This window comes from Streptomyces sp. GS7 (assembly GCF_009834125.1).
GTDB lineage: Bacteria > Actinomycetota > Actinomycetes > Streptomycetales > Streptomycetaceae > Streptomyces.
This window is the reverse complement of the sequence record NZ_CP047146.1, coordinates 4,274,820-4,292,817: the sequence shown is the minus strand read 5'-3', so window position 1 is coordinate 4,292,817 and position 17,998 is coordinate 4,274,820. Positions and strand designations below refer to the sequence as shown.

At 68.5% G+C, this 17,998-nt stretch carries 15 protein-coding genes and 3 pseudogenes; 8 read left to right on the top strand and 10 right to left on the bottom strand.

Going from position 1 to position 17,998, the window contains the following annotated elements:
* Positions 1–240: 240 nt before the first annotated feature.
* On the bottom strand, positions 241–459 hold the full coding sequence (locus GR130_RS18970; RefSeq protein ID WP_159505832.1) for an MbtH family protein: 219 nt from the start codon (positions 457–459) through the stop codon (positions 241–243).
* A gap of 991 nt (positions 460–1,450) precedes the next feature.
* Between GR130_RS18970 and GR130_RS18965 the strand changes: the two genes are divergently transcribed.
* Entirely contained in the window at positions 1,451–3,265 is a 1,815-nt protein-coding gene (locus GR130_RS18965) for a TIGR03767 family metallophosphoesterase (RefSeq protein ID WP_159505831.1), read from the top strand.
* Positions 3,266–3,517: 252 nt separating this feature from the next.
* On the opposite strand, the gene GR130_RS18960 is transcribed toward GR130_RS18965, so the two are convergent.
* The gene (locus GR130_RS18960) at positions 3,518–4,897 is read right to left on the bottom strand and encodes a cytochrome P450 (protein WP_159510081.1); all 1,380 of its coding nucleotides are present in this window, start codon (positions 4,895–4,897) and stop codon (positions 3,518–3,520) included.
* Positions 4,898–5,155: 258 nt separating this feature from the next.
* On the opposite strand from GR130_RS18960, the gene GR130_RS41900 reads away from it, so the two are divergent.
* The 4 genes and pseudogenes from GR130_RS41900 to GR130_RS18945 all read left to right on the top strand — a co-directional run.
* Positions 5,156–5,290 carry a hypothetical protein gene (locus GR130_RS41900; protein ID WP_443043628.1) on the top strand — a complete coding sequence of 45 codons (135 nt, stop codon included), beginning with the start codon at positions 5,156–5,158 and terminating at the stop codon, positions 5,288–5,290.
* Between the two features lie 897 nt (positions 5,291–6,187).
* Positions 6,188–7,822, top strand: a complete 1,635-nt coding sequence (abc-f, locus tag GR130_RS18950; RefSeq protein ID WP_159505830.1) for a ribosomal protection-like ABC-F family protein — start codon at positions 6,188–6,190, stop codon at positions 7,820–7,822.
* 152 nt (positions 7,823–7,974) lie between these two features.
* Positions 7,975–8,373 (top strand): annotated as a pseudogene (locus GR130_RS41600) (SMI1/KNR4 family protein); the annotation flags it as partial.
* Between the two features lie 58 nt (positions 8,374–8,431).
* Positions 8,432–8,518: pseudogene (locus GR130_RS18945) on the top strand (IS5/IS1182 family transposase); the annotation flags it as partial.
* 94 nt (positions 8,519–8,612) lie between these two features.
* On the opposite strand, the pseudogene GR130_RS18940 reads toward GR130_RS18945, so the two are convergent.
* Positions 8,613–9,269: pseudogene (locus tag GR130_RS18940) on the bottom strand (LD-carboxypeptidase); the annotation flags it as partial.
* Positions 9,263–9,409 carry a hypothetical protein gene (locus tag GR130_RS41895; RefSeq protein ID WP_201304926.1) on the bottom strand — a complete coding sequence of 49 codons (147 nt, stop codon included), beginning with the start codon at positions 9,407–9,409 and terminating at the stop codon, positions 9,263–9,265. The gene GR130_RS41895 and the pseudogene GR130_RS18940, both read right to left, overlap by 7 nt.
* 406 nt (positions 9,410–9,815) lie before the next feature.
* Here GR130_RS41895 and GR130_RS18935 point away from each other — a divergent pair, with 406 nt between their 5' ends.
* Complete coding sequence (locus GR130_RS18935) at positions 9,816–9,980, top strand: hypothetical protein (protein WP_159505829.1); 165 nt, start codon at positions 9,816–9,818, stop codon at positions 9,978–9,980.
* A 326-nt stretch (positions 9,981–10,306) separates the two neighbouring features.
* Positions 10,307–11,227 (top strand): GNAT family N-acetyltransferase, encoded by a 921-nt coding sequence (locus GR130_RS18930; protein ID WP_159505828.1) that lies wholly within the window; start codon positions 10,307–10,309, stop codon positions 11,225–11,227.
* Positions 11,228–11,372: 145 nt separating this feature from the next.
* On the opposite strand, the gene GR130_RS18925 is transcribed toward GR130_RS18930, so the two are convergent.
* The 5 genes from GR130_RS18925 to GR130_RS18905 form a co-directional block, all read right to left on the bottom strand.
* Positions 11,373–12,149, bottom strand: coding sequence for a hypothetical protein (locus GR130_RS18925; protein WP_159505827.1), 777 nt, complete (start codon positions 12,147–12,149; stop codon positions 11,373–11,375).
* Positions 12,150–13,190: 1,041 nt separating this feature from the next.
* Entirely contained in the window at positions 13,191–13,547 is a 357-nt protein-coding gene (locus GR130_RS18920; RefSeq protein ID WP_159505826.1) for a hypothetical protein, read from the bottom strand.
* Between the two features lie 322 nt (positions 13,548–13,869).
* Positions 13,870–14,094 (bottom strand): DivIVA domain-containing protein, encoded by a 225-nt coding sequence (locus tag GR130_RS41890; RefSeq protein WP_159505825.1) that lies wholly within the window; start codon positions 14,092–14,094, stop codon positions 13,870–13,872.
* 173 nt (positions 14,095–14,267) lie between these two features.
* Positions 14,268–14,606 carry a winged helix-turn-helix domain-containing protein gene (locus GR130_RS18910; protein ID WP_159505824.1) on the bottom strand — a complete coding sequence of 113 codons (339 nt, stop codon included), beginning with the start codon at positions 14,604–14,606 and terminating at the stop codon, positions 14,268–14,270.
* Positions 14,593–15,117: a hypothetical protein gene (locus GR130_RS18905; RefSeq protein WP_159505823.1), complete on the bottom strand. Its 525-nt coding sequence runs from the start codon at positions 15,115–15,117 to the stop codon at positions 14,593–14,595. Before GR130_RS18905 ends, GR130_RS18910 begins: the two co-directional genes overlap by 14 nt.
* 1,044 nt (positions 15,118–16,161) lie before the next feature.
* Between GR130_RS18905 and GR130_RS18900 the strand changes: the two genes are divergently transcribed.
* Positions 16,162–17,169, top strand: coding sequence for a terpene synthase family protein (locus tag GR130_RS18900; RefSeq protein ID WP_159505822.1), 1,008 nt, complete (start codon positions 16,162–16,164; stop codon positions 17,167–17,169).
* Between the two features lie 148 nt (positions 17,170–17,317).
* On the opposite strand, the gene GR130_RS18895 is transcribed toward GR130_RS18900, so the two are convergent.
* A complete protein-coding gene (locus GR130_RS18895) occupies positions 17,318–17,809 on the bottom strand; it encodes an HPP family protein (protein WP_159505821.1) in 492 nt (163 codons plus the stop codon).
* Positions 17,810–17,998 lie beyond the last annotated feature (189 nt).

Below are 17,998 nucleotides of genomic sequence, written 5' to 3'. Positions count from 1 at the left end.
GAGGCAACGGCCCGGAGAATTACCGTAGATCGCCGTGCCCGCGGTGCCCGGAGATCCTTTCCGGGCGTGGCGAACAGGCGTTACCGGCGATGACCGAAACGGAATAATGGATGTACCTGCGCATCACCGCCCGGCACGGGCGGCGGCGGAGAGAACGGCCGGCGACCACGCGGCACCACCGGCGGGCGCGCCCTCAACGGGGCGCGCCTCGGCCGTACTTGCCCTGGTCGCGGCCGTGGGCTACGAGCCCTGACCCTCCATGGCCGCGACCAGGCTGGCCGGCCGCATGTCCGTCCAGGTGGACTCGACGAATTCCAGGCACTCCTGGCGCGACCCCTCCGGCCGCGCGATCTGCCATCCACCCGGCACCTCTGTGGTGGCGGGCCAGAGCGAGTACTGACGCTCCTCATTGACCAGAACGATGAATCGGGCAAACTCATCGTCAAAAACATTGGCCATAGCTTCCCCCTACTCCTTCCCTCCTGCTGACCGGCAAACCGGGAGGTGATCGGGATCGCACCGCATCCCGCCCCCACCTACGCGCTACGGCATTGACCGATATTCCGTACGGAAACCGGGCGAGCGTGAGTACGGTACACCACAAAACCTTCACACCCGACCAGTTCGCCGAACCGGCCCACCCATGTGATCACACGGCACAGCGAGGGCGGCGGCCCGCTTCCCCGTAAGCAGCCGACCGCTCCCCCTTTCTGCCGGGCGTCACCGACCTGCCGATTCACGAAGAAGAAACACCAAGGCTTTGCCTGTGACACACGCACGACGCCCTACGGTGAGCGAAATTCAGCCACACCATGGCCGATTCCGTGCATGCCGACAACGCACCCGGGACGCCTCGACATGTATTGCAGCCCACGGCGCATCGAAGCTCCATCACCACCCAATCCCGCGAAAGGAACTTCAATACGCCCCCGATGCGCCCTTGCGGAATCGTCGACGAGAACGCTATTGCCGCCACCGCGACAGACCTGACTCGTCGCTTGGTACGTCATTCGTCGACGACGCCCCACGCCGGGAGGGTGCCGGGCCGCGCACCGGTCGTCGTGCATCGACCGGAAGGTCTCCGGACCGCCGTGGGCATGCTGCTCGGCTGCCGACGGTGCGCCGGAGCCGGACCTCGAAGGCGCGGCCCGGGGAACCGCCCGGTTCGCGGATCTCAGGATCTCAGTCGCGTCGCTGAGACCCACCGCCCGACTGGATGAGCGGACCTGGTACCGCGCTCCGGACCTGCGACACGCGCACCGGCAGCGGTCGCTTCATACCGAGGATCCCATGGGCCGCAACGCCCGGTCCGATCCGACGACGGATGGGCGTTCCGCGTTCCGGGCGCGTTCAACTCCCGGCCAGGCACACCGCGCACCCTCAGGAATACGAGATTCCGATCCGTGACACCGCTGTGGCCGGGCACGCCCGGCACTGTACGGAGGGCCCCATGGCCGGAATGGCAACCACCACCGACCGCCGTCGATTCCTCCTCAGCACAGGTGCCGCCGTCGCAGCGGCCGGCGCCTCCTACGCACTCGCGGGCCAGCGCGGCAGCAGTACGCACCCGGTCGCCCGCCCGGCACCGGCCGACACCGGCGCGGCACCCGCCCGCCCCATCGTGAGGCGGGCCGCACCATACGGCGCCACCACGCTCCAGACCACCGCACGGCTCACGGGCAGCGGAGGCTACCGGCGCATCGGCTCCGGACCCGGATGGCCCCTGGTCGTGCGGGGTGACATCGCCGCCGCCCAGGGCGGGCGCGAGGACCGGAGGGCCGCGCTGGCGTGCTTCGTGCAGATCACCGACCTGCATGTGGCCGACGTCCAGAGCCCGTTGCGGACCGAGTACCTGCGCGCCGGGTCGCCCGGGTCGTGGCGGGGCCAGGAGGCACTGTCTGTCGCGGGCGCGGTCTCGCTGGTCGAGCAGGTCAATACGATCGGCGGCGGACCCCACACCAGTCTGCCCCCGGCCTTCGTGATGTCCACCGGCGACAACATCGACAACCACTCGATGGTGGAGCTGGAGTGGTTCCTGACGCTGATGAGCGGCGGCCGGATCACTCCCAACACCGGCGACCCGGCCGCATACGAGGGAGTGCAGAACTGCGGCCTCCCGCTGTACTGGCACCCCGACTCCGACCTGCGTGACCAGGACAAACTACGTGGAATGCCGCGGATCCCCGGATTCCTGGAGGCCGCGATACGCCCCGTCACCAGCCCGGGCCTGCAGATCCCCTGGTACTCGACGCCCGGCAACCACGACGACCTGCCCGGTGGATGCCTGGCCCCCCAGGACCCCTTCCTGAGCGACTACATCACCGGGGCGCGCAAGCTCGTCTCCGTACCGGACTCCGACGTGGCCGCCTTCGCCAAGGTGCTGGAATCCGGCGACGATCCCAAGAGCACCGTCCTGAAGGAGATCCTGCATCACAACGCCCGCCGGGCCCGGTCCGTCACCGCCGACCCGCGCCGGCGCCTGGCCACCCCGCACGACTACGTCACTGCGCACCTCGACCCCGCCTACGCGGGAGCGGGCCCGGTCGGGCACGGGTACACCGAGAATCACCTGGACGGTGAGCGGATGTACTACACCTTCCGTATCGCGGACGGCGTCCTCGGCATCAGCATCGACACCACCTACCGCAGCGGCCACTACGAGGGTTCGCTCGGGACCGAGCAACTGGGCTGGCTGGAACGCACCCTGGCCGCCCACAGCGCGCGCCACTACGACGCCGACGGGCGCCTGGTGCGCAACACCACTGCCGACGACGCGCACATCCTCGTCTTCAGTCACCACCACAGCCCGAGCATGACCCGGCGTCCCGACGCGGCCCGCGCCGACGAGATCCGGCACGACGGTGCGGAGGTGATCGCCCTGCTGAGCCGGTTTCCCAACGTGGTCGCGTGGATCAACGGACACAGCCACGTCAACCGCATCACACCGCACGCCCACCCGACACCGGCCCGCTCCTTCTGGGAGGTCAACACCGCCTCCCACGTGGACTACCCGCAGCACGCGCGGCTCCTCGAACTCGTCGACAACCAGGACGGCACGCTGTCGCTGTTCACCACGCTGGTGGAGTCCGCCGCGCCGTACCGGGCGGACTTCGACGACCTCTCCGCGGTCGGCCTCGCCTCCCTCTACCGTGAGCTGGCCTACAACGCGCCCGGACTCGCCGCCAGGACGGGCAGCGACGTCGATGAGGAGATGGCGGGTACGGCGGCGGACCGCAACACCGAGCTCCTCGTCCGGCGGGGATAGCAGCGCCGCCACTGCCCCGCAGGACGAGCGTCTCGATGGGCGGCAGCCCCTCGGGGGGGGAGCACATCACAATCCCTGAAGACCGTGCCTCTGTGGTGAGGCGGATCAGGCGTGGGTTCTCCGGCGGGGCCGGTCCGGCGCGCGGAGTGTCCACGGCGACGGATTCAACGGCAGCGTGGTGCGGTCGGTGAGCCGTAGGACAGCACCGGGAAGTCGAGCAGCCGGAGCCCGCGCCCCATAGCCACTCGGCTGTCAAGCCACGGTGTTTTTCCCCCGGTGGGAGACCACGAGGCGCGCCCCTCGCGCCGGACCGTGGGTGACCTGGCGGGGGCGTGGGGTCTCCGGGCGGGCGCGATCGGGACGCAGGTCGTAGCGGGTGAGTACCTCCCGCAGCACGATGGTCGCCTCCAGCAAGGCGAATCCGGCGCCCGGGCATCGGCGTGCTCCGCCTCCGAAGGGGATCCAGGCCGGTGACGGAAGCCGGCCGTCCAGGAACCGTTCCGGGCAGAACGCCTCTGGTTGCTCGTGGTGCGTGGGATCGAGATGGACCAGGCCGATGGCGGGCATGACCGTTGTACCCGCGGGGAGCCGGTGGCCTGCGATGGTGAGCGGCTCGGTCAGGCACCGGGCCACCTGATAGATCACCGGCCTGCGGCGCAACGTCTCCTGGAAGATCGCCGTCAGGTAGGCATCGTCGCCTTCGTCGGCTGCCCGTTGTGCCCTGCGCAGGTGCTCGGGGCTGCGACTGAGTTCGTGCAGCGCCCACGCCAACCCGGTCGCGGTGGTCTCGTGCCCGGCGAGGAGCAGCGTGACGAGTTGGTCGCGCAGCTCCGCGTCCCCGAAGCCACCACCGTCCGCCTTCTGTCCCGTCTGCACCAGATGGGACAGCACGTCGCCCTCGTCGTCTGCCGCCACCCGTCGGTGGGCCACCTGGGCGTCGATCAGGTCGTCCAGTCTTCGCCGGACGGACAGGTATCGGCGCCAGGGAGGCAGCCGGCGCAGTCTAGGGTGGGACAGTCCGAGCAGGGTGATCTGGCCGATGTCGGTGAGGCTGCGCATCAGTGGCCGCAGCTGGGCCAGTCGTGCCTGTGCGGTCACTCCCAGAATCAGCTGGCCGATGACCTCCAGCGTGAGTTCCCGCATGCGGTGGTGGGCACAGAACACCTCTCCCACCGGCCACCGCTCGATCTCCCCCACCGCCACGTCCCGCATCATGTCCTCGTATGTGCGCAAGGCCGGACTGCTGAAGGCGGGGAGCAGCAGCCGCCGCAACCTGCGGTGTTCGTCCTCGTCGGTGAGCAGCACCGAGTGATCGCCCAGGATGGGTCTGAGGACCTCGTTGCCCGCACCCGCGTGCAGGACGTCGACCGCCCCGCCGAAGACCTCGTCGACGGCTTCCTGCCGGGCCAGGACCACGACGTTGTGCCGGATCGGCGCCGCCAGGGAGAGCGAGAACACCTCGCCGTAGGTACGTCGCAGTCGAGGGAACCAGCGATCCCGGTACCGCGCGAAGAGCAGGGTCTGCACCATGGCGGGCAGTCGGGGTCCGGGCGGCTCGGCCGGCGTGGGAACCGGGCCGTTCACAGGCCGGCGCGAGAGCCCGACAGACCGGAACGTGGCTTTCCTCCGCATGGCGACCCCGGATCTCACACAACGATGCTCCCTTCCGAATCTAGGCTCCCGCGGCCCGCTTTCCCGTTCACCACGCCTGCTCACCGCGACGCCACGTTGGAGATCGCGGCGGGAGAGTGCGTCAACGGCCGACCTGCCCGGCACGTCACCACGGTCATGGAGGGGTGCTGAGGGCGTGCACGTGCTTCCAGGGGAAGGCTCCGGCAGGTGAGCGAAAACGAAGTGCGCGCAGCCTCCGTCGGCTGAAACGGTGTGCTGATGAACCGTGTCGAGATCTCCCGGATCGCTCATGCCGAGAGCCCGATCAAGTCTCCGCTCGACGACGAGTCGGTCGGTCGGCTGCTGGAACGTGGGCTGCCGAAGGGCGACGAGCGTGTGCTCGACCTCGGTTGACGGGCACGTCAGCACGCGTCACGAGTTGGACGACTACGAGTGGGCCTGCTGGGGTTCGCCGGCTGCCTGGGCCCTGGATCACCCAGCCGATCCGGACAGCTCGCACGTGCTCCGGACAGCCACGACCCGTCGCTCCGAATGGCTGCGCGCCTACCGGGACACCTGGGGCTTCGTCTCCCTCGTACTGCGCCAGACGCGCGACCCTGCCTGAGTGCTGCCGCCGACCGGGCCTACGGGGCTCACTTCCCTCACCTGAGCGCCACGCCCAGTGGAGCCATGGCGCGACAAGGTCTTCGCCCGCCACCGCGAAACAGGGCGGGTACGGTCCGCCGCACGTAGCGGTGTCACAGCCGGGAACGGCCACGGACGCCGTGCGGGCGGTGGCCCGCGAACTCTGCAGCGTGGGCAGGACCAACGCGCCACGGGCATCCGCCACATGCAGGGAATCGGGCGAGATCGCCCCCGAACTGGACGCCAAACGTGAGGTCTCGGCCCTCCGCCGGATCCAAGTCGGTGTGCTGATCCTCCTGTTGACGGGCGGCGTGGAGAACCTGAAGGCCGCCCTCGACCAGGGCATCGCACACCCACAACGGCCTGCCCGTCGGAATCCCGTCAGGCGAACCGGCGCCACGGCCCCCGCCCCAACACCCCTGATGCCAGGGCCTGTCCGATGGGTCACTGTCGGAAATGCCTTACACTGGCCCGAAGCTGATCGTGAGTCGAGGAGACCAGACATGGTGGTGGACGACGACATCTCCGGGTGATACCCGGACCCGACAGGCCACCGGCCGGTGCGCGGAAGCGCCGCCGTCGTGGCTTCGTCGTCGTTCCTCTTTCCCCTGTCTGCCACCGAGGCAGAAGTGTCATTCCTGCCTCCCTCCTCACGAGGTCACCTCCATGTCCGGCGTTTCCGTCGTCTGCTCGAACCTGTCCTTCACCTGGCCCGACGACACCCCCGTCTTCCAGGACCTGTCCTTCACGCTCGGCTCCGGCCGCACCGGACTCGTCGCACCCAACGGCACCGGCAAGAGCACGCTGCTCAAGCTCGTCGCCGGCGACCTGCGGCCCGGCGCCGGATCGATCTCCGTGACCGGCACCCTCGGCTACCTTCCGCAGAGCCTCCCCCTGACCGGCGATCTCACCGTCGCCGAGTTGCTGGGCGTCGTTGCGGTCATCCGGGCCATCGACGCCGTGGAGTCCGGGGACGTCGACGAGAAGCACTTCACCACCATCGGCGATGACTGGGACATCGAAGAACGCACCCGCGCCCAGCTGGACCGCCTCGGCCTGGCCGACCTCGCCCTCGACCGCTCTCTGAGCACCCTCAGCGGCGGCCAGGTCATGTCCCTCGGTCTCGCCGCCCAACTGCTGAAGCGACCCGACGTACTGCTGCTCGACGAGCCCACCAACAACCTCGACCTCGACGCCCGGCACAAGCTCTACGACGTGCTGGCACACTTCAACGGCTGCCTGCTCCTGGTCAGCCACGACCGCGCCCTGCTCGACCGCATGGAACGCATCGCCGAACTCGACCGGGGCGAACTCCGCTTCCACGGTGGGAACTTCACCGAGTACGAGGAGGCCGTCCGGGCCGAGCGGGAAGTCGCCGAGAAGAACGTCCGCAGCGCCGAACAGGAACTGAAGCGGGAGAAGCGGGAGATGCAACTGGCCCGCGAACGCGCCGAACGCCGGCAGAGCAACGCCGCCCGCAACCTGAAGAACGCCGGCCTGCCCCGCATCTTCGCCGGCAACATGAAACGCGGCGCGCAGGAGTCCGCCGGGCGGGCCGGCCAGATGCACGCCAACCGGGTTGGCGAAGCCAAGGCCCGGCTGGACGAGGCCGGTCGCACACTGCGGGACGAGCAGCACATCACCCTGGACCTGCCCGACACCAACGTGCCCGCCGGACGCAACCTGTTCCTCGGCGAACGGCTCCGCGTCCGACTCGGCGACAAGGACGTGTTCACCGGTCACGGTGTCGACCTGACGATCCGGGGCCCGGAACGCATCGCCCTGACCGGCCCCAACGGCGCCGGGAAGAGCACCCTACTGCGTCTGCTCAACGGCGAACTGGTCCCGGAGGGCAGCCAGATCAAGCGGGCCGACGGGCGCATCGCCTACCTCTCGCAGCGCCTCGACCTGCTGGACCTGGACCGTACGGTCGCCGAGAACTTCGCCGAGTACGCCCCGGAGCGGCCGGAGGCCGAGCGGATGAATCTGCTCGCCCGGTTCCTCTTCCGGGGTGCCCGCGCCCACCTGCCCGTCAGGGTGCTCTCCGGCGGCGAGCGGCTGCGCGCCACCCTGGCCTGCGTACTGTGCGCGGAGCCGGCCCCACACCTCCTGCTCCTGGACGAGCCGACGAACAACCTCGACCTGGTCAGCGCGGGCCAGCTGGAGAGCGCTCTGAACTCCTATCAGGGAGCCTTCGTGGTGGTCAGCCACGACGAGCGGTTCCTCCACGAGATCCGCGTGAACCGGTGGCTGCGACTGACCGACGGCGAGCTGACGGAGACGGGAGCCCCTGAGGTGTGAGCCGACGTCTCGACCTGGCCCACGTCCGGGGCGCTTGTGGCGTGAGCTGCCGGTGGTGGGCCGGTCGGGGTGTCCTTGAGCCACTCGACCCATCGGCTTGGCACGGCTAAGTTGGCGGCGCAGATCCCCACTGACCAGTCTTGGAGCAGTGCATGTCCTCGTTGGATGGGTTGCAGACCTTGCTGGGCGAGCCCGTCGGCCGGCAACCGGGCCCGGACGACTGGAACGAAGTCGAGCAGTACATAGGTTCCGCTTTGCCCTGCGACTTCAAGGCGTTTCTCAATGCCTACGGCAGTGGGGCCCTCTCCGGTGAACTCGTTGTCTTCCACCCGCGTGGATCAAGCCCGTTGCTGGAGCGCATGCGCAGGACGCACCAGACGTTCACTGAGCGTCGAGACAAGGCCCTGAGCTTTGGGGACTCCGTGCATGTCCCGTACTCCTTCCACCCCGAACCCGGTGGGCTGATTTCGTGGGGGTACGACCACAGTGGTGACGAGCACTTCTTCCTCCCCTGCGACCCGGACCCGGACCGGTGGAAGGTCGTCACGATGGTCCATGAAGGGGGCTGCGAGACCTTCAACGGCCCGTTCTCCGCCTTCGCCCTCGCGTTGGGCGCCTCCGGCCCTGCCCGGGACCGTCCACGGTGTCCGGGCGGCTCGCGAGCACGGCAGCATCGACGCGCTCGCCGAGGCCGGAGGAACTCAGAGACCTCATCGCCGCCTGACTGCAACCACATCCGGGCCGGCTCGGCTACCGGCCGCAGGTTCGTGCTCGCTTCACGGGGGGGGTGTCAGTGCAGTGTCTGCACCAGTTCATGGCGGGTCGAGGTGTGGATGACGCGGCCGTGCGCCCCGTTGACGAGGGGCAGGTGCGGCGGTACGTGGCCACACTCGACATCGGCGATGACGGGCACGCCAAGTGGCCCGAGCGCGTCCCACACAGCCTCGTGCTGGGTGAGCGAGTCGTTGTCGGGTGCCGAGGTCCGGCCGACGAGGACGGCGTTCGCGGCGTCGAAGAAACCGGCCAGGCGCATCCCGTGGAGGTTGCGGCAGACCGTGAAAGCGTCGTCGCCAGCTGCCTCTACATAGACCAGCAGCCCCTCGGGGGCGTGAGCCCGGGCGAACGCTGCGACGTCACCGTAGGGCGTTCCCGCCACGTTGCACAGCGTTTCGATGCAGCCGCCTATCAGGCGCCCGTCAACCTCCACATCGCCATCGGCATCCAGCCGGGTCCATGCGCCCACGGTGTTCAGTGTGTACTCCGCCACGTCCGGGAAGATGCGGTAGTCGACCCAACCGCCGGTCCGATGGCGGCCCGGCGGGGTCTGGACGAATCGACTTCCCTCTGGCGCGGAGACGATGTCCGGCCACGACAGCAGCCCCTCGGGCGCCCGATAGGGGGTGTCCATCAGGTTGTTCCCGTGCAGGGTCGCGACCCCGGTCAGCACACCACCTCGTAACCACGCGCCTTCACCGCGCGGATCGACACCTCCAGACGCTCGCGCATCTCCCCACCGACCCCGCTCGAAGGAGAGGTGACGGCAACCGTGTCACCAGGACTCAGGAGCTGCGGGTATCGGATCGACATAGTCGGAGTCTGACCCGAAGGCCTCTCCAATTGCCCGCCGAACTACTCGCGTTGGGGTGCCCGGCTCCGCCCGGCGCAACGGCATGGAGCCGTCGACACCTTCTCACGGGCGACCGCTGCTCGGCCAGGAAGTGCGTCGGCAGCGCGCATGTGACCCACGCTCCCCTCTCGTGAACCCTCCATGCCACTACGGGACTTGGGGACGGGGCAGCTCCGCTGGCCGCCTCATAGGAGACGGTGGTGTCCCACCCGCGACACGGCACCCAGGGCGAATTGCGTGGCCAGGCCGCAGGAGGCGCATTCTCAGAAGTGGCTCAGATCATCTTGCGTCCGGCCTACGTTTTGTACCCTCGGGTTGTCGACCTTTCGAGCGAAGGAGCATCCCATGAAGGCTAGCCTTGGTCGCATGACGTCCCGCATCGCCTCGTTCCTGCTGCACGGACGTCGCCCCCGGCTCGACCACCCCGACTCGCACCGCGACGCCCGGGGCGATCAGCACGCGGGCCTCATCAACCACTACTGCCCCTCCCCTCCCCCAGTCAGTGGGTCCGGAATTCAGGGGCCCTTCTGACCACGCGTCCATCCGTGGCTGCGCTGCCCAGCCCCAGGAGGTGCTGTTGATCCGTGGCCGTGAGATGTGTACGGCTGGATGATCTGGGTTGTGGGGGCGGGCGGGACGGCTCGGCGGTGCTGCCGGGAGTGTGGTGCTCCGCTGCCGCAGATGATGGCGGCAGTCCAGCGGGCCGCGCGTTCGAGCACTCCATCGCGTAAAGGCTTCGTCGTCCTGCCCCACCGTGGAAGTCGAGTGCACGATGGGCTGGTGGACCAGTCGGGGCGACGACGGCTCAACTCTGAGCAAGTGCTCCCCCGAGTCGGATACATCAGCAATCATGAAGCATGCGTCCGGATGACTGGCACCTCACCGAAGACGTCGACGACTTCCTCGCCCGAGCCGGGGACTTCCTGCGCTCGCGCCCCGCCCTGCACACCACGCCGCTGACGGTGATCGAGAAAATGCGAACACGCTGGGCGGACGCATTCGGCGCCGAAGCCACCCTATTCGGCCAACTGGAGTCTGGGGACGAGGTCCGCGCCATCTTTTACCGCCCTCCGTCCCACCGCCTGACCCTGACACCCCTCTCTCCCGAGCAGGCCGGCTCCCTCGCCGCCCACCTGGCCGACCTCGGCCACCCCGTCTCCGGCGTCACCGCGGACCACGACACCGCCACCGCTTTCGTCGAGACATGGCAGCGGCACACAGGCGCAGCGTCGGTACCCAGCTGGCGGGGCCGTCTCTACCGTCTCGGCACGCTCACCCCACCGAAGCCGCGCCCAGATGGCCGGGGTCGAGTCGTGGACCCGCAGGACCATGAGCAACTCATCCGGTGGTGCGGTGAGTTCGTCGCCACCGTCGGAGAGGCCCCCTCCATAGACGCCGGCTCCTGGGCCGACTCACGCTTCGCCGACAAACACTTCACGTTCTGGGAGAACCCGGACGGCACTCCCGTCTCCATGGCGGGCTCGACTTCGATGGTCGGCGGCATGATCCGGGTGGACCCCGTCTACACCCCGGCCCACCTCCGGGGCCACGGCTACGCGGGCGCCGTGACGGTCGAGGTCAGCAGGGCCGCGCTGACCGCAGGCGCGACGGACGTGGTCCTGTTCACGGACCCGGCCAACCCCACCAGCAACGACCTTTACCAACGCATCGGATACGTCCCGGTCACCGACTTCACCGGATACGACTTCTCCTACGACGCACCGGAAGCCGGTGAGGAAGAACCCCGAAACACAACGCGCCTGCCATCAGGAAGCTGATCCGCCAACACACCGCACTACCGCAAGGAGGCGGAGAGGACGACCACCACTTTGCTGCTCGCGACGAACCGACCCAGAAGCCCGCGACGATCTCCGGGCGAACCACCGCGCGAGCGTGCGGCCGGGGAGGCGGGCTACCGGTCGTTCAGCTGTCGACGTACTTGCGCAACACCGCCTGGTAGTCGGCGAATTCCGGCTCGGTGTGGAGCTTGTCGGTGCCCCTCTTGAGGTAGACCAGTCCCGGGCAGTTGGGCTTTCCGCTGCCGCGCAGCTGCTCGCTCCCGACCTTTTTGCCCGTCCTGGCCTCGTACACGGTCATGTCGTACACGCCGCGGTACAACTTGATGCTGTCCGTGGTGAACTTGCAGTCGGTCAGGTACTCCCCTTCGTCGGGAGAGTCCAGGCAGGCAATGAGCTGGACCCGGTGCGGGTCGAGACTGTTGCCGCTCCAGTAGTCCGGCGAGCCGGAGGTCGGGAAGACCTGGCTGGGCGAACCGGACTCGCTGATGCTGAACATCGCGATCGGGTGCGGGCCCGCGCCGGTGTGGTCGGCCGCCTGCGGGAAGTACTTGCGGGCCATGCCGTCGCCGCACCCCGTCTCGAAGTCGGAGACGCGGCTCAGCGCCTTGTCGTTGGCCTTCGGCTCGAACATCACCCAGTAGACGCCGTAGCCGACCGCCACCACCATGACCAGCGCGGTCACCCGAAGGAACAGCGTTTGCCGCCGGCGCTGCTGCGGCTGCACGGCCTGGGCGGCCGCTGTGCCGGCCCTGCCTCTGTTCGCCACGAGGTAACCGAGGTAGACGACCGGGGCGGCCGCAACCAGGACGAACACGACACCCACCAGCGGATTGCCGCCTTTGAATGCGACCGCCGCGAAAACCACCGCGACGCCGATGAGCAACACCATCAGCTTGGCCATGAATACACCTTTCCCTGGAGACCAAGACAGCAGGCCTGAACCGGCGACGGCAAGCGGTTCACGTCGGCGTTTCGGCACCGGCCGATACCGAGTCGATGCCAAGGCCGTGACCGGCACTCAACAACCGACCTCGGGCGGCCCGACCGGCCGACCGCCGACCGACGGTCCGGCCGCCCGGTCGCCGACCGCGCCGGCGCTCCTGCCTGCCCCTGCCCGCGACCGCCTGCCGCCCAGCCCGCCGCCTGCCGCCTGCCGCCTGCCGCCTGCCGTCGCGAACCGACCGACTCAGCGAGGCTGTTGACCAGTCGCTCGGCCCGGTGCGGCAGCGCCCGGCTGCGCTTCCATCGAAGCCGACGCGGCACCCTCCTCGCGGGCAGCCCTCCGCCTGCGTGCGGCCATGCTCAAAGCACCCACCAAGGCAAGCAGCCCACCGGTGATGACCCCGGAAACCAGCTTGTGCAACAGATCATCCATCGGGACCCCGTTCACTCATTCCAAGCGCGCATCTACGGACGCATGTCAACGACGTGGATACGCGACTGACTGTTGGCATGTCGCTTCGCCACTGTCGCGGAAGGCGTTGAAATATCGATGAAGTCAGGATGAAGCGCAAGCCGGGGACTTCCGGACTGGACGCGGGCTCCCCGACGGCTTCGGCTCGGCGTGCTCGGGGCGGTGCGAGCCTGGGGCCTGGCGTGAGCCGCCGGGGGTGCCCATCACACCGCGCGAGGCGAGGTACGGCGAGGAGCTTCTGAGCCAACTACGGCTGGTGCGGGCGAAGCTGGAATACGGCGGCGCTTCCTTGCGCAGGTCTTCGAGGCTGCCCGCCGCCGGCGGAACCCCCTACCCACAGCGGCCACTTGCTCGCCATCTGCAACGGCCCTTCGCCCTGCACCTGCTGCCTCCGCGTACCTGCCGGCCACCAGAGGGGCTCCGCTCCGTAACGCTCAGCAGCCCGTGCCGGAGGTAAGGGTGGCCGCTGCGCCCACGGCACGTGCCAGGCGCTCGGGCTCACCGGGAGTTGTCACCTCAGGGTTCGGGTCAGGTATTGATCGAGCTGACGCCGGCCGCGACCGAGCCGGCAATGGCGGCGTTGGTGTTGCCCCACGCTGCCCGCTCTCCGGCGCGCTGTACCTGCTCAGGGGTAGCGCCCCGGGCCACCGCTGCCAACATGGCCTCCGCACGACGCTGCTCGATCCGCTCTGCCCGCATACGCTTCACATTGCTCAAGAAAGACATGACCACCGCGTTTCCCGAACTGCGCCCCAACAAACGCCCGGACAGGCACAAACTTTGCACACCACCGGGTAACCCCGGCCCGACCACCTGCCGATCCCCGGCGCGGTCCTCAGGCATCATCACGTTCCACGCGGCCTCGGCCGAATCGGCGTACCGCATCCGGTGTCCGGTAGCGGCGCCGTGGCTGCCCCTGGCCACGGCCAACCACACCCCTCCCTGGCCGAGTTCATGTACAGCCCGGACAGTGAAGAACCCTGCGAGGACTACTCCACCCGGCCGGTTCTCACGTTCTGACCGTGCGCCATTGCCACCGCACACTGAGCTGCACGGTATGCGGCCCCACCCCTGCTCCCCACTCCCCACCCAAGGCACGGTATCCAGCCCTCGAACTCCCGCCAGCCCCAGAACGGAGCAACCGGACCGCCCGACTGGAAAACTCACCGAACCGATCCGGGAACCGGATTTCCCTTGCAGGCTGCGGCTAACCCGTCAGGCCCCTACGCGCCCGCAGTTCATCGAGATGGGCGTCGACCTGCCCTCGGTCGTACCCGCGCCGCACCAAGTCGAACGCGGCCGGCTCGGTTGGCGGTTCGGGCCCGGACAGTCGCTGGATGTACGCGTCGACCTGTCCACAGTCGTAGCCCCGCCGCACCAACGCAAAGCCGAACGCACCACCGGTCCCCCGCGCCTTACGCGAAGAAAACATACGGCACCCCATCCCTTCCCAACTGGTGGAGGGAAATGTACTCCTGCCTACCAGTGCCTGGCGCAGCTGCGTTGCCCGGGCCACGGACACGGCCTCGGTGCATCGTGCGGTGAGGCAGGGAAGTGAGCCGCCTGGGCTCGTGCAGGGGACGTGGCGCCCTCGTATGGGTGGCTTCAGGACGGCGGCTCGCCGGAGTGGGCTTGTTGCGTTTCCCCGGCCTGCCGGGACTGCTCGACGATCTCGTGCAGTGCCGCGATGTGTGCTTCCAGTGCGCTGCGCCCGGAGTCGCTGAGGCTCAGCCACGTTCGCGGGCGCTTGCCCACGTATCCTTTGCGGACGTCGATGTATCCGGGCTTGCTCAACGTTGTCACCTGCTTGGACAGCGCCGAGTCGGACATGCCCACCGAGTCCCGTACCCAGCCGAACTCGGCCCACTGGGTCGCGGCGAGCAGGGACACGATGGACAGCCGCGTGGGATCGACCAGCAGTGGAGACAGTTCAGCTCCGGCCATCGGGGTGCCCTCCCACACGGTGGCCACTGCCGGCCAACGTGATGAGCCCGGCGCGGAGTTGGCTGCCGAACCCGATCAGCGCGAGAGCCAGCACCGCGCCGAGGATCGTCCCCAGGTAGGGCACGTACGTGTTGGTGTGCGCGCTGCTCAGCAGCACCACGGCCACCAAGGAGACTGCCACCACCGTGGTGATGGTGAGCCGTGCGATGAGGACGAACTTCGACGACACCGCCTGCCGGTGGATCCGGGCGGGTTGGCCCAGCAGGGCCGACCCTCGCCTGGTGCGGAGCAGGATGACGTATCCGACGGCCAGTGCGGCGAAGATCCAGCTTCGCCACACGGCGCTGCCGGGGAAGAAGTCGATGGACGCGCAGTACAGGAAGATCACCACGCCGGCGAGACAGTCCAACCAGCGGGGCGCGTTACGCATCGATCCGCGGGCCTGCTCACTGCGCTGGTCGATGTTCCGCAGTGCCTCGGCAGCTTCCTGCGGGGTCGGCTGAGAAGCCATCACTACCTCCCGTTGCTTCCATGCGCTCAATTACTTTCCCAAGGGGAAAGTATCAGAGCGTTTTCCACTCGGGCAAGTATTTTCCTGAGCATCGGGACGGTGCCTTCGGTGCGAGGACTCGGATAGCCGCTTCCCGCGTCTGCTCGACGCCGTCCTCAACGGGTTGGAACGGCAAGAGGGCAGCAGTCCTGCATGAGAGGTCACCCCCGTAGCCGCTGGTTCCGCGAGCGGGCGCAGTGGGCCGGTCAGAGGTCTTCCACGGCGTACCGATCGCACCCCCCGTGCCTCAATTCGGCGGGGATTGCGCCTCGTTGGGGGTGACGGGTGCTTCCACACTGGTGATGGCGGGTGCGCTGGACCGGACTGCCGACCGCGTCCGCGGCGACCGCCGAAGGGTGTTGTACATGAGGACACTGCGTTCGGTCCCCGCCGCTCCGGGATCACTGCCACTGATCGGCAACGCGACGGCACTGCTGCGCGACCCACGCGCATTCGCCCGGCGGCAGCAACCACCTTTCATCCGCGCGGACTGCGCTTGCGCGCCGCGATGCGCTCCCGCCCGCATGCTCAGCCAGGGACCGGCCATGGCCGCACCGACGGCCAGTAGGCGTCGTCGGGCCGGTCGGACGAATTCACCGGACGCCGGTCATGCGGGTGAAGGCGGTGGCGGTCGCGGTGGCGGTAACCGTGGCAGCGGCAGAAGTGCTTTCCGAAGACCGCAGCGCGCTTCGCGATGGACGACCGCATTGCGAAGATCCGGCCGGGCCGTCCACCGCAGCGGGCTACCGGCACTCGGCGTGCCGCCCCATACACACCGGTAAAGACGACGGTGAAGGTGCCGGAGAGCCGCCTGAGTGCATTCCCGCACGAGCCCGTCATTCACGGGTATCCGACCTCGTTCTGTTCTCCATCCCGCGGAAGATCTCGCCGAAGATCCCGTTGCAGCGACTGTCCCGGACGCGAGAGCACGTGGTCGGCTCCGCCACTGCTCCGGCCGAGCCAGACCGCCTTCGGCGTTCTCGATTCCGTGAAGGAACCCCGACCATGCACCAGGAAAGCCAGGACGGCCCGAACCTTCCCGGCCTCGCCGTTCCCTTCCCCCTCCGTATCAATCCGCACGTCGACACCGCCCGCCATCACGACATGGCCTGGGCCAAAGGCACCGGCCTCGTCTCGACTCCTGCCGACGAACTCCGCTACCGCTCCTGGGACCTCGCGCTGCTCGTCGCAGGCTGGCTGCCCGACGCACCACCGGACGGCGTAGACCTCGCCGTCAACGCATTCAACTGGTGCACCGTCTACGACGATCTGCACGCCGGCGAAAGGGCTACGGACTCCCGCTACGCCCGGCGGATGGCGGAACCTGTCCTGACCTATCTGGAAACCGGACATCTCCCAAGGAATCCGACTCCCTTGCTGCTGGCACTCGACGACATCGTCACCCGGGAAATGCAGCGGTCTCCCCACGAGAGCCATGCACGCATCGCCCACAATTGGGCGCTTTTCGTTGCCGCGTTCATGGAGGAGACGAAGAACAGGGAAGGCGGGCTACCCCTCAGCTATCACGAGTACCGGGCCCTTCGCATGGAGAGCGGAGCGGTCCCTCTCATGACGGATCTCGTCGAGATCGCCAACGGCTATCACGTGACGGCCGGAGCCCGCTCGGTACCTGCCTTCCAAACCCTCTTCAACTCCGCCAACGAAGCCATCTGTTACATCAACGACCTCTACTCCTACCCCAAGGAAGAGGCCGCCGGGGATCAGCACAACCTCGTCTTCGTCTTCGAGAACGCACACCGCTGCACCCGCCAAGAGGCCGTCGGGCGCACCGTCGAAGCCATCCTCGACGCATGCGACAACATGCTTCTCCAGCAATCGCGGCTACGGAACGGATGCCGCCGGGCGAAGCTCCCACCGGAGGAGATCGCCGGCGCCCACCGCTTCTCCCACGACCTCATCTACCCGATTTCCTCGATGGTTTCGTGGCAGCAAAAGAGCGGACGCTACGCACGTCCGGACAACGCGGTGTACAAGAGCGGGTTGCACCGCTGAATCCGAGAGCGGCCGAACAGGTTGTGGTACGCGCGGCGCGGGTGTGGCGGGCTGTGGCGGGGGGGGTTGCGCGAGCGGCGTCAGTCGGATCGGCCGGAGAGGCGCCCCGCCCGGGGCGAGCGGGGCGGCCATGCGGCCTCAGGACGGTTCACCAGGCGACCGGGTAGCGAACGGGGTGCCCGCCTATGCGGCCCGGCAGCAGGCCGATCGCCACCAGCAGCGCCGCGGCCAGCACGAGCAGCGGGAGGAACGGCACCGGATGCGGGGCCTGCAGCACCACGATCACCGCAGTGGCGGCGGCCGGTGAATGGGAGAGGTGGGTAAGCATCATCGCGCCCAACGAGAGCCCGGCGGCAACCGCGGCGCCCCAACCGCTGCTCCCGGTCACCGCCAGGGTGCCGAAGCCGATCAGAGCGGAGAGCAGCTGGCCGCCGACCAGGTTGCGCGGCTGGGAGATCGGCAGCGCGGGTGCGCCGTGCACCAGTGCCGCGCTCGCAGCCAGCGGCGGGATCAGCAGCGGCTGGTGCAGCAGCACCCCGATCCCGACCAGCAGAAGCAGGGCACCGATGGCAAAGGTGGTGGCCCGCAGCACGTGCAGGGGGCGTGGCCTGGGGGTGGCGGCGGACGGGGGCGTGGACATGCGGTGGCTCCGGGCAGGGGGGCGACGACACCCGGATCATAAACAAAATGTTGATTGTGGAATGAACATCTCACATTGCGGGCAGGTGGGCGCGCGGCCCGACGGGCAGCTGGCCGCTCCCCTCGCGCAGGTCCGCTCCCCTCGCACACCAATGCCCGTCCAGGCCCGGCAGCCTGCACTTCCGCCACC

What these genes read in the sequence shown, in the direction of transcription:
- GR130_RS18905 (WP_159505823.1), bottom strand. Translation starts at nt 15,117, where the DNA reads ATGGCTTCTCAGCCGACCCCGCAGGAAGCTGCCGAGGCACTGCGGAAC.
- GR130_RS18935 (WP_159505829.1), top strand. Translation starts at nt 9,816, where the DNA reads ATGACGTCCCGCATCGCCTCGTTCCTGCTGCACGGACGTCGCCCCCGG.
- GR130_RS41890 (WP_159505825.1), bottom strand. Translation starts at nt 14,094, where the DNA reads ATGTTTTCTTCGCGTAAGGCGCGGGGGACCGGTGGTGCGTTCGGCTTT.
- GR130_RS41895 (WP_201304926.1), bottom strand. Translation starts at nt 9,409, where the DNA reads ATGTCGATCCGATACCCGCAGCTCCTGAGTCCTGGTGACACGGTTGCC.
- abc-f (WP_159505830.1), top strand. Translation starts at nt 6,188, where the DNA reads ATGTCCGGCGTTTCCGTCGTCTGCTCGAACCTGTCCTTCACCTGGCCC.
- GR130_RS18965 (WP_159505831.1), top strand. Translation starts at nt 1,451, where the DNA reads ATGGCCGGAATGGCAACCACCACCGACCGCCGTCGATTCCTCCTCAGC.
- GR130_RS18920 (WP_159505826.1), bottom strand. Translation starts at nt 13,547, where the DNA reads ATGCGGTACGCCGATTCGGCCGAGGCCGCGTGGAACGTGATGATGCCT.
- GR130_RS41900 (WP_443043628.1), top strand. Translation starts at nt 5,156, where the DNA reads ATGAACCGTGTCGAGATCTCCCGGATCGCTCATGCCGAGAGCCCGATC.
- GR130_RS18900 (WP_159505822.1), top strand. Translation starts at nt 16,162, where the DNA reads ATGCACCAGGAAAGCCAGGACGGCCCGAACCTTCCCGGCCTCGCCGTT.
- GR130_RS18970 (WP_159505832.1), bottom strand. Translation starts at nt 459, where the DNA reads ATGGCCAATGTTTTTGACGATGAGTTTGCCCGATTCATCGTTCTGGTC.
- GR130_RS18910 (WP_159505824.1), bottom strand. Translation starts at nt 14,606, where the DNA reads ATGGCCGGAGCTGAACTGTCTCCACTGCTGGTCGATCCCACGCGGCTG.
- GR130_RS18960 (WP_159510081.1), bottom strand. Translation starts at nt 4,897, where the DNA reads ATGCGGAGGAAAGCCACGTTCCGGTCTGTCGGGCTCTCGCGCCGGCCT.
- GR130_RS18925 (WP_159505827.1), bottom strand. Translation starts at nt 12,149, where the DNA reads ATGGCCAAGCTGATGGTGTTGCTCATCGGCGTCGCGGTGGTTTTCGCG.
- GR130_RS18895 (WP_159505821.1), bottom strand. Translation starts at nt 17,809, where the DNA reads ATGTCCACGCCCCCGTCCGCCGCCACCCCCAGGCCACGCCCCCTGCAC.
- GR130_RS18930 (WP_159505828.1), top strand. Translation starts at nt 10,307, where the DNA reads ATGCGTCCGGATGACTGGCACCTCACCGAAGACGTCGACGACTTCCTC.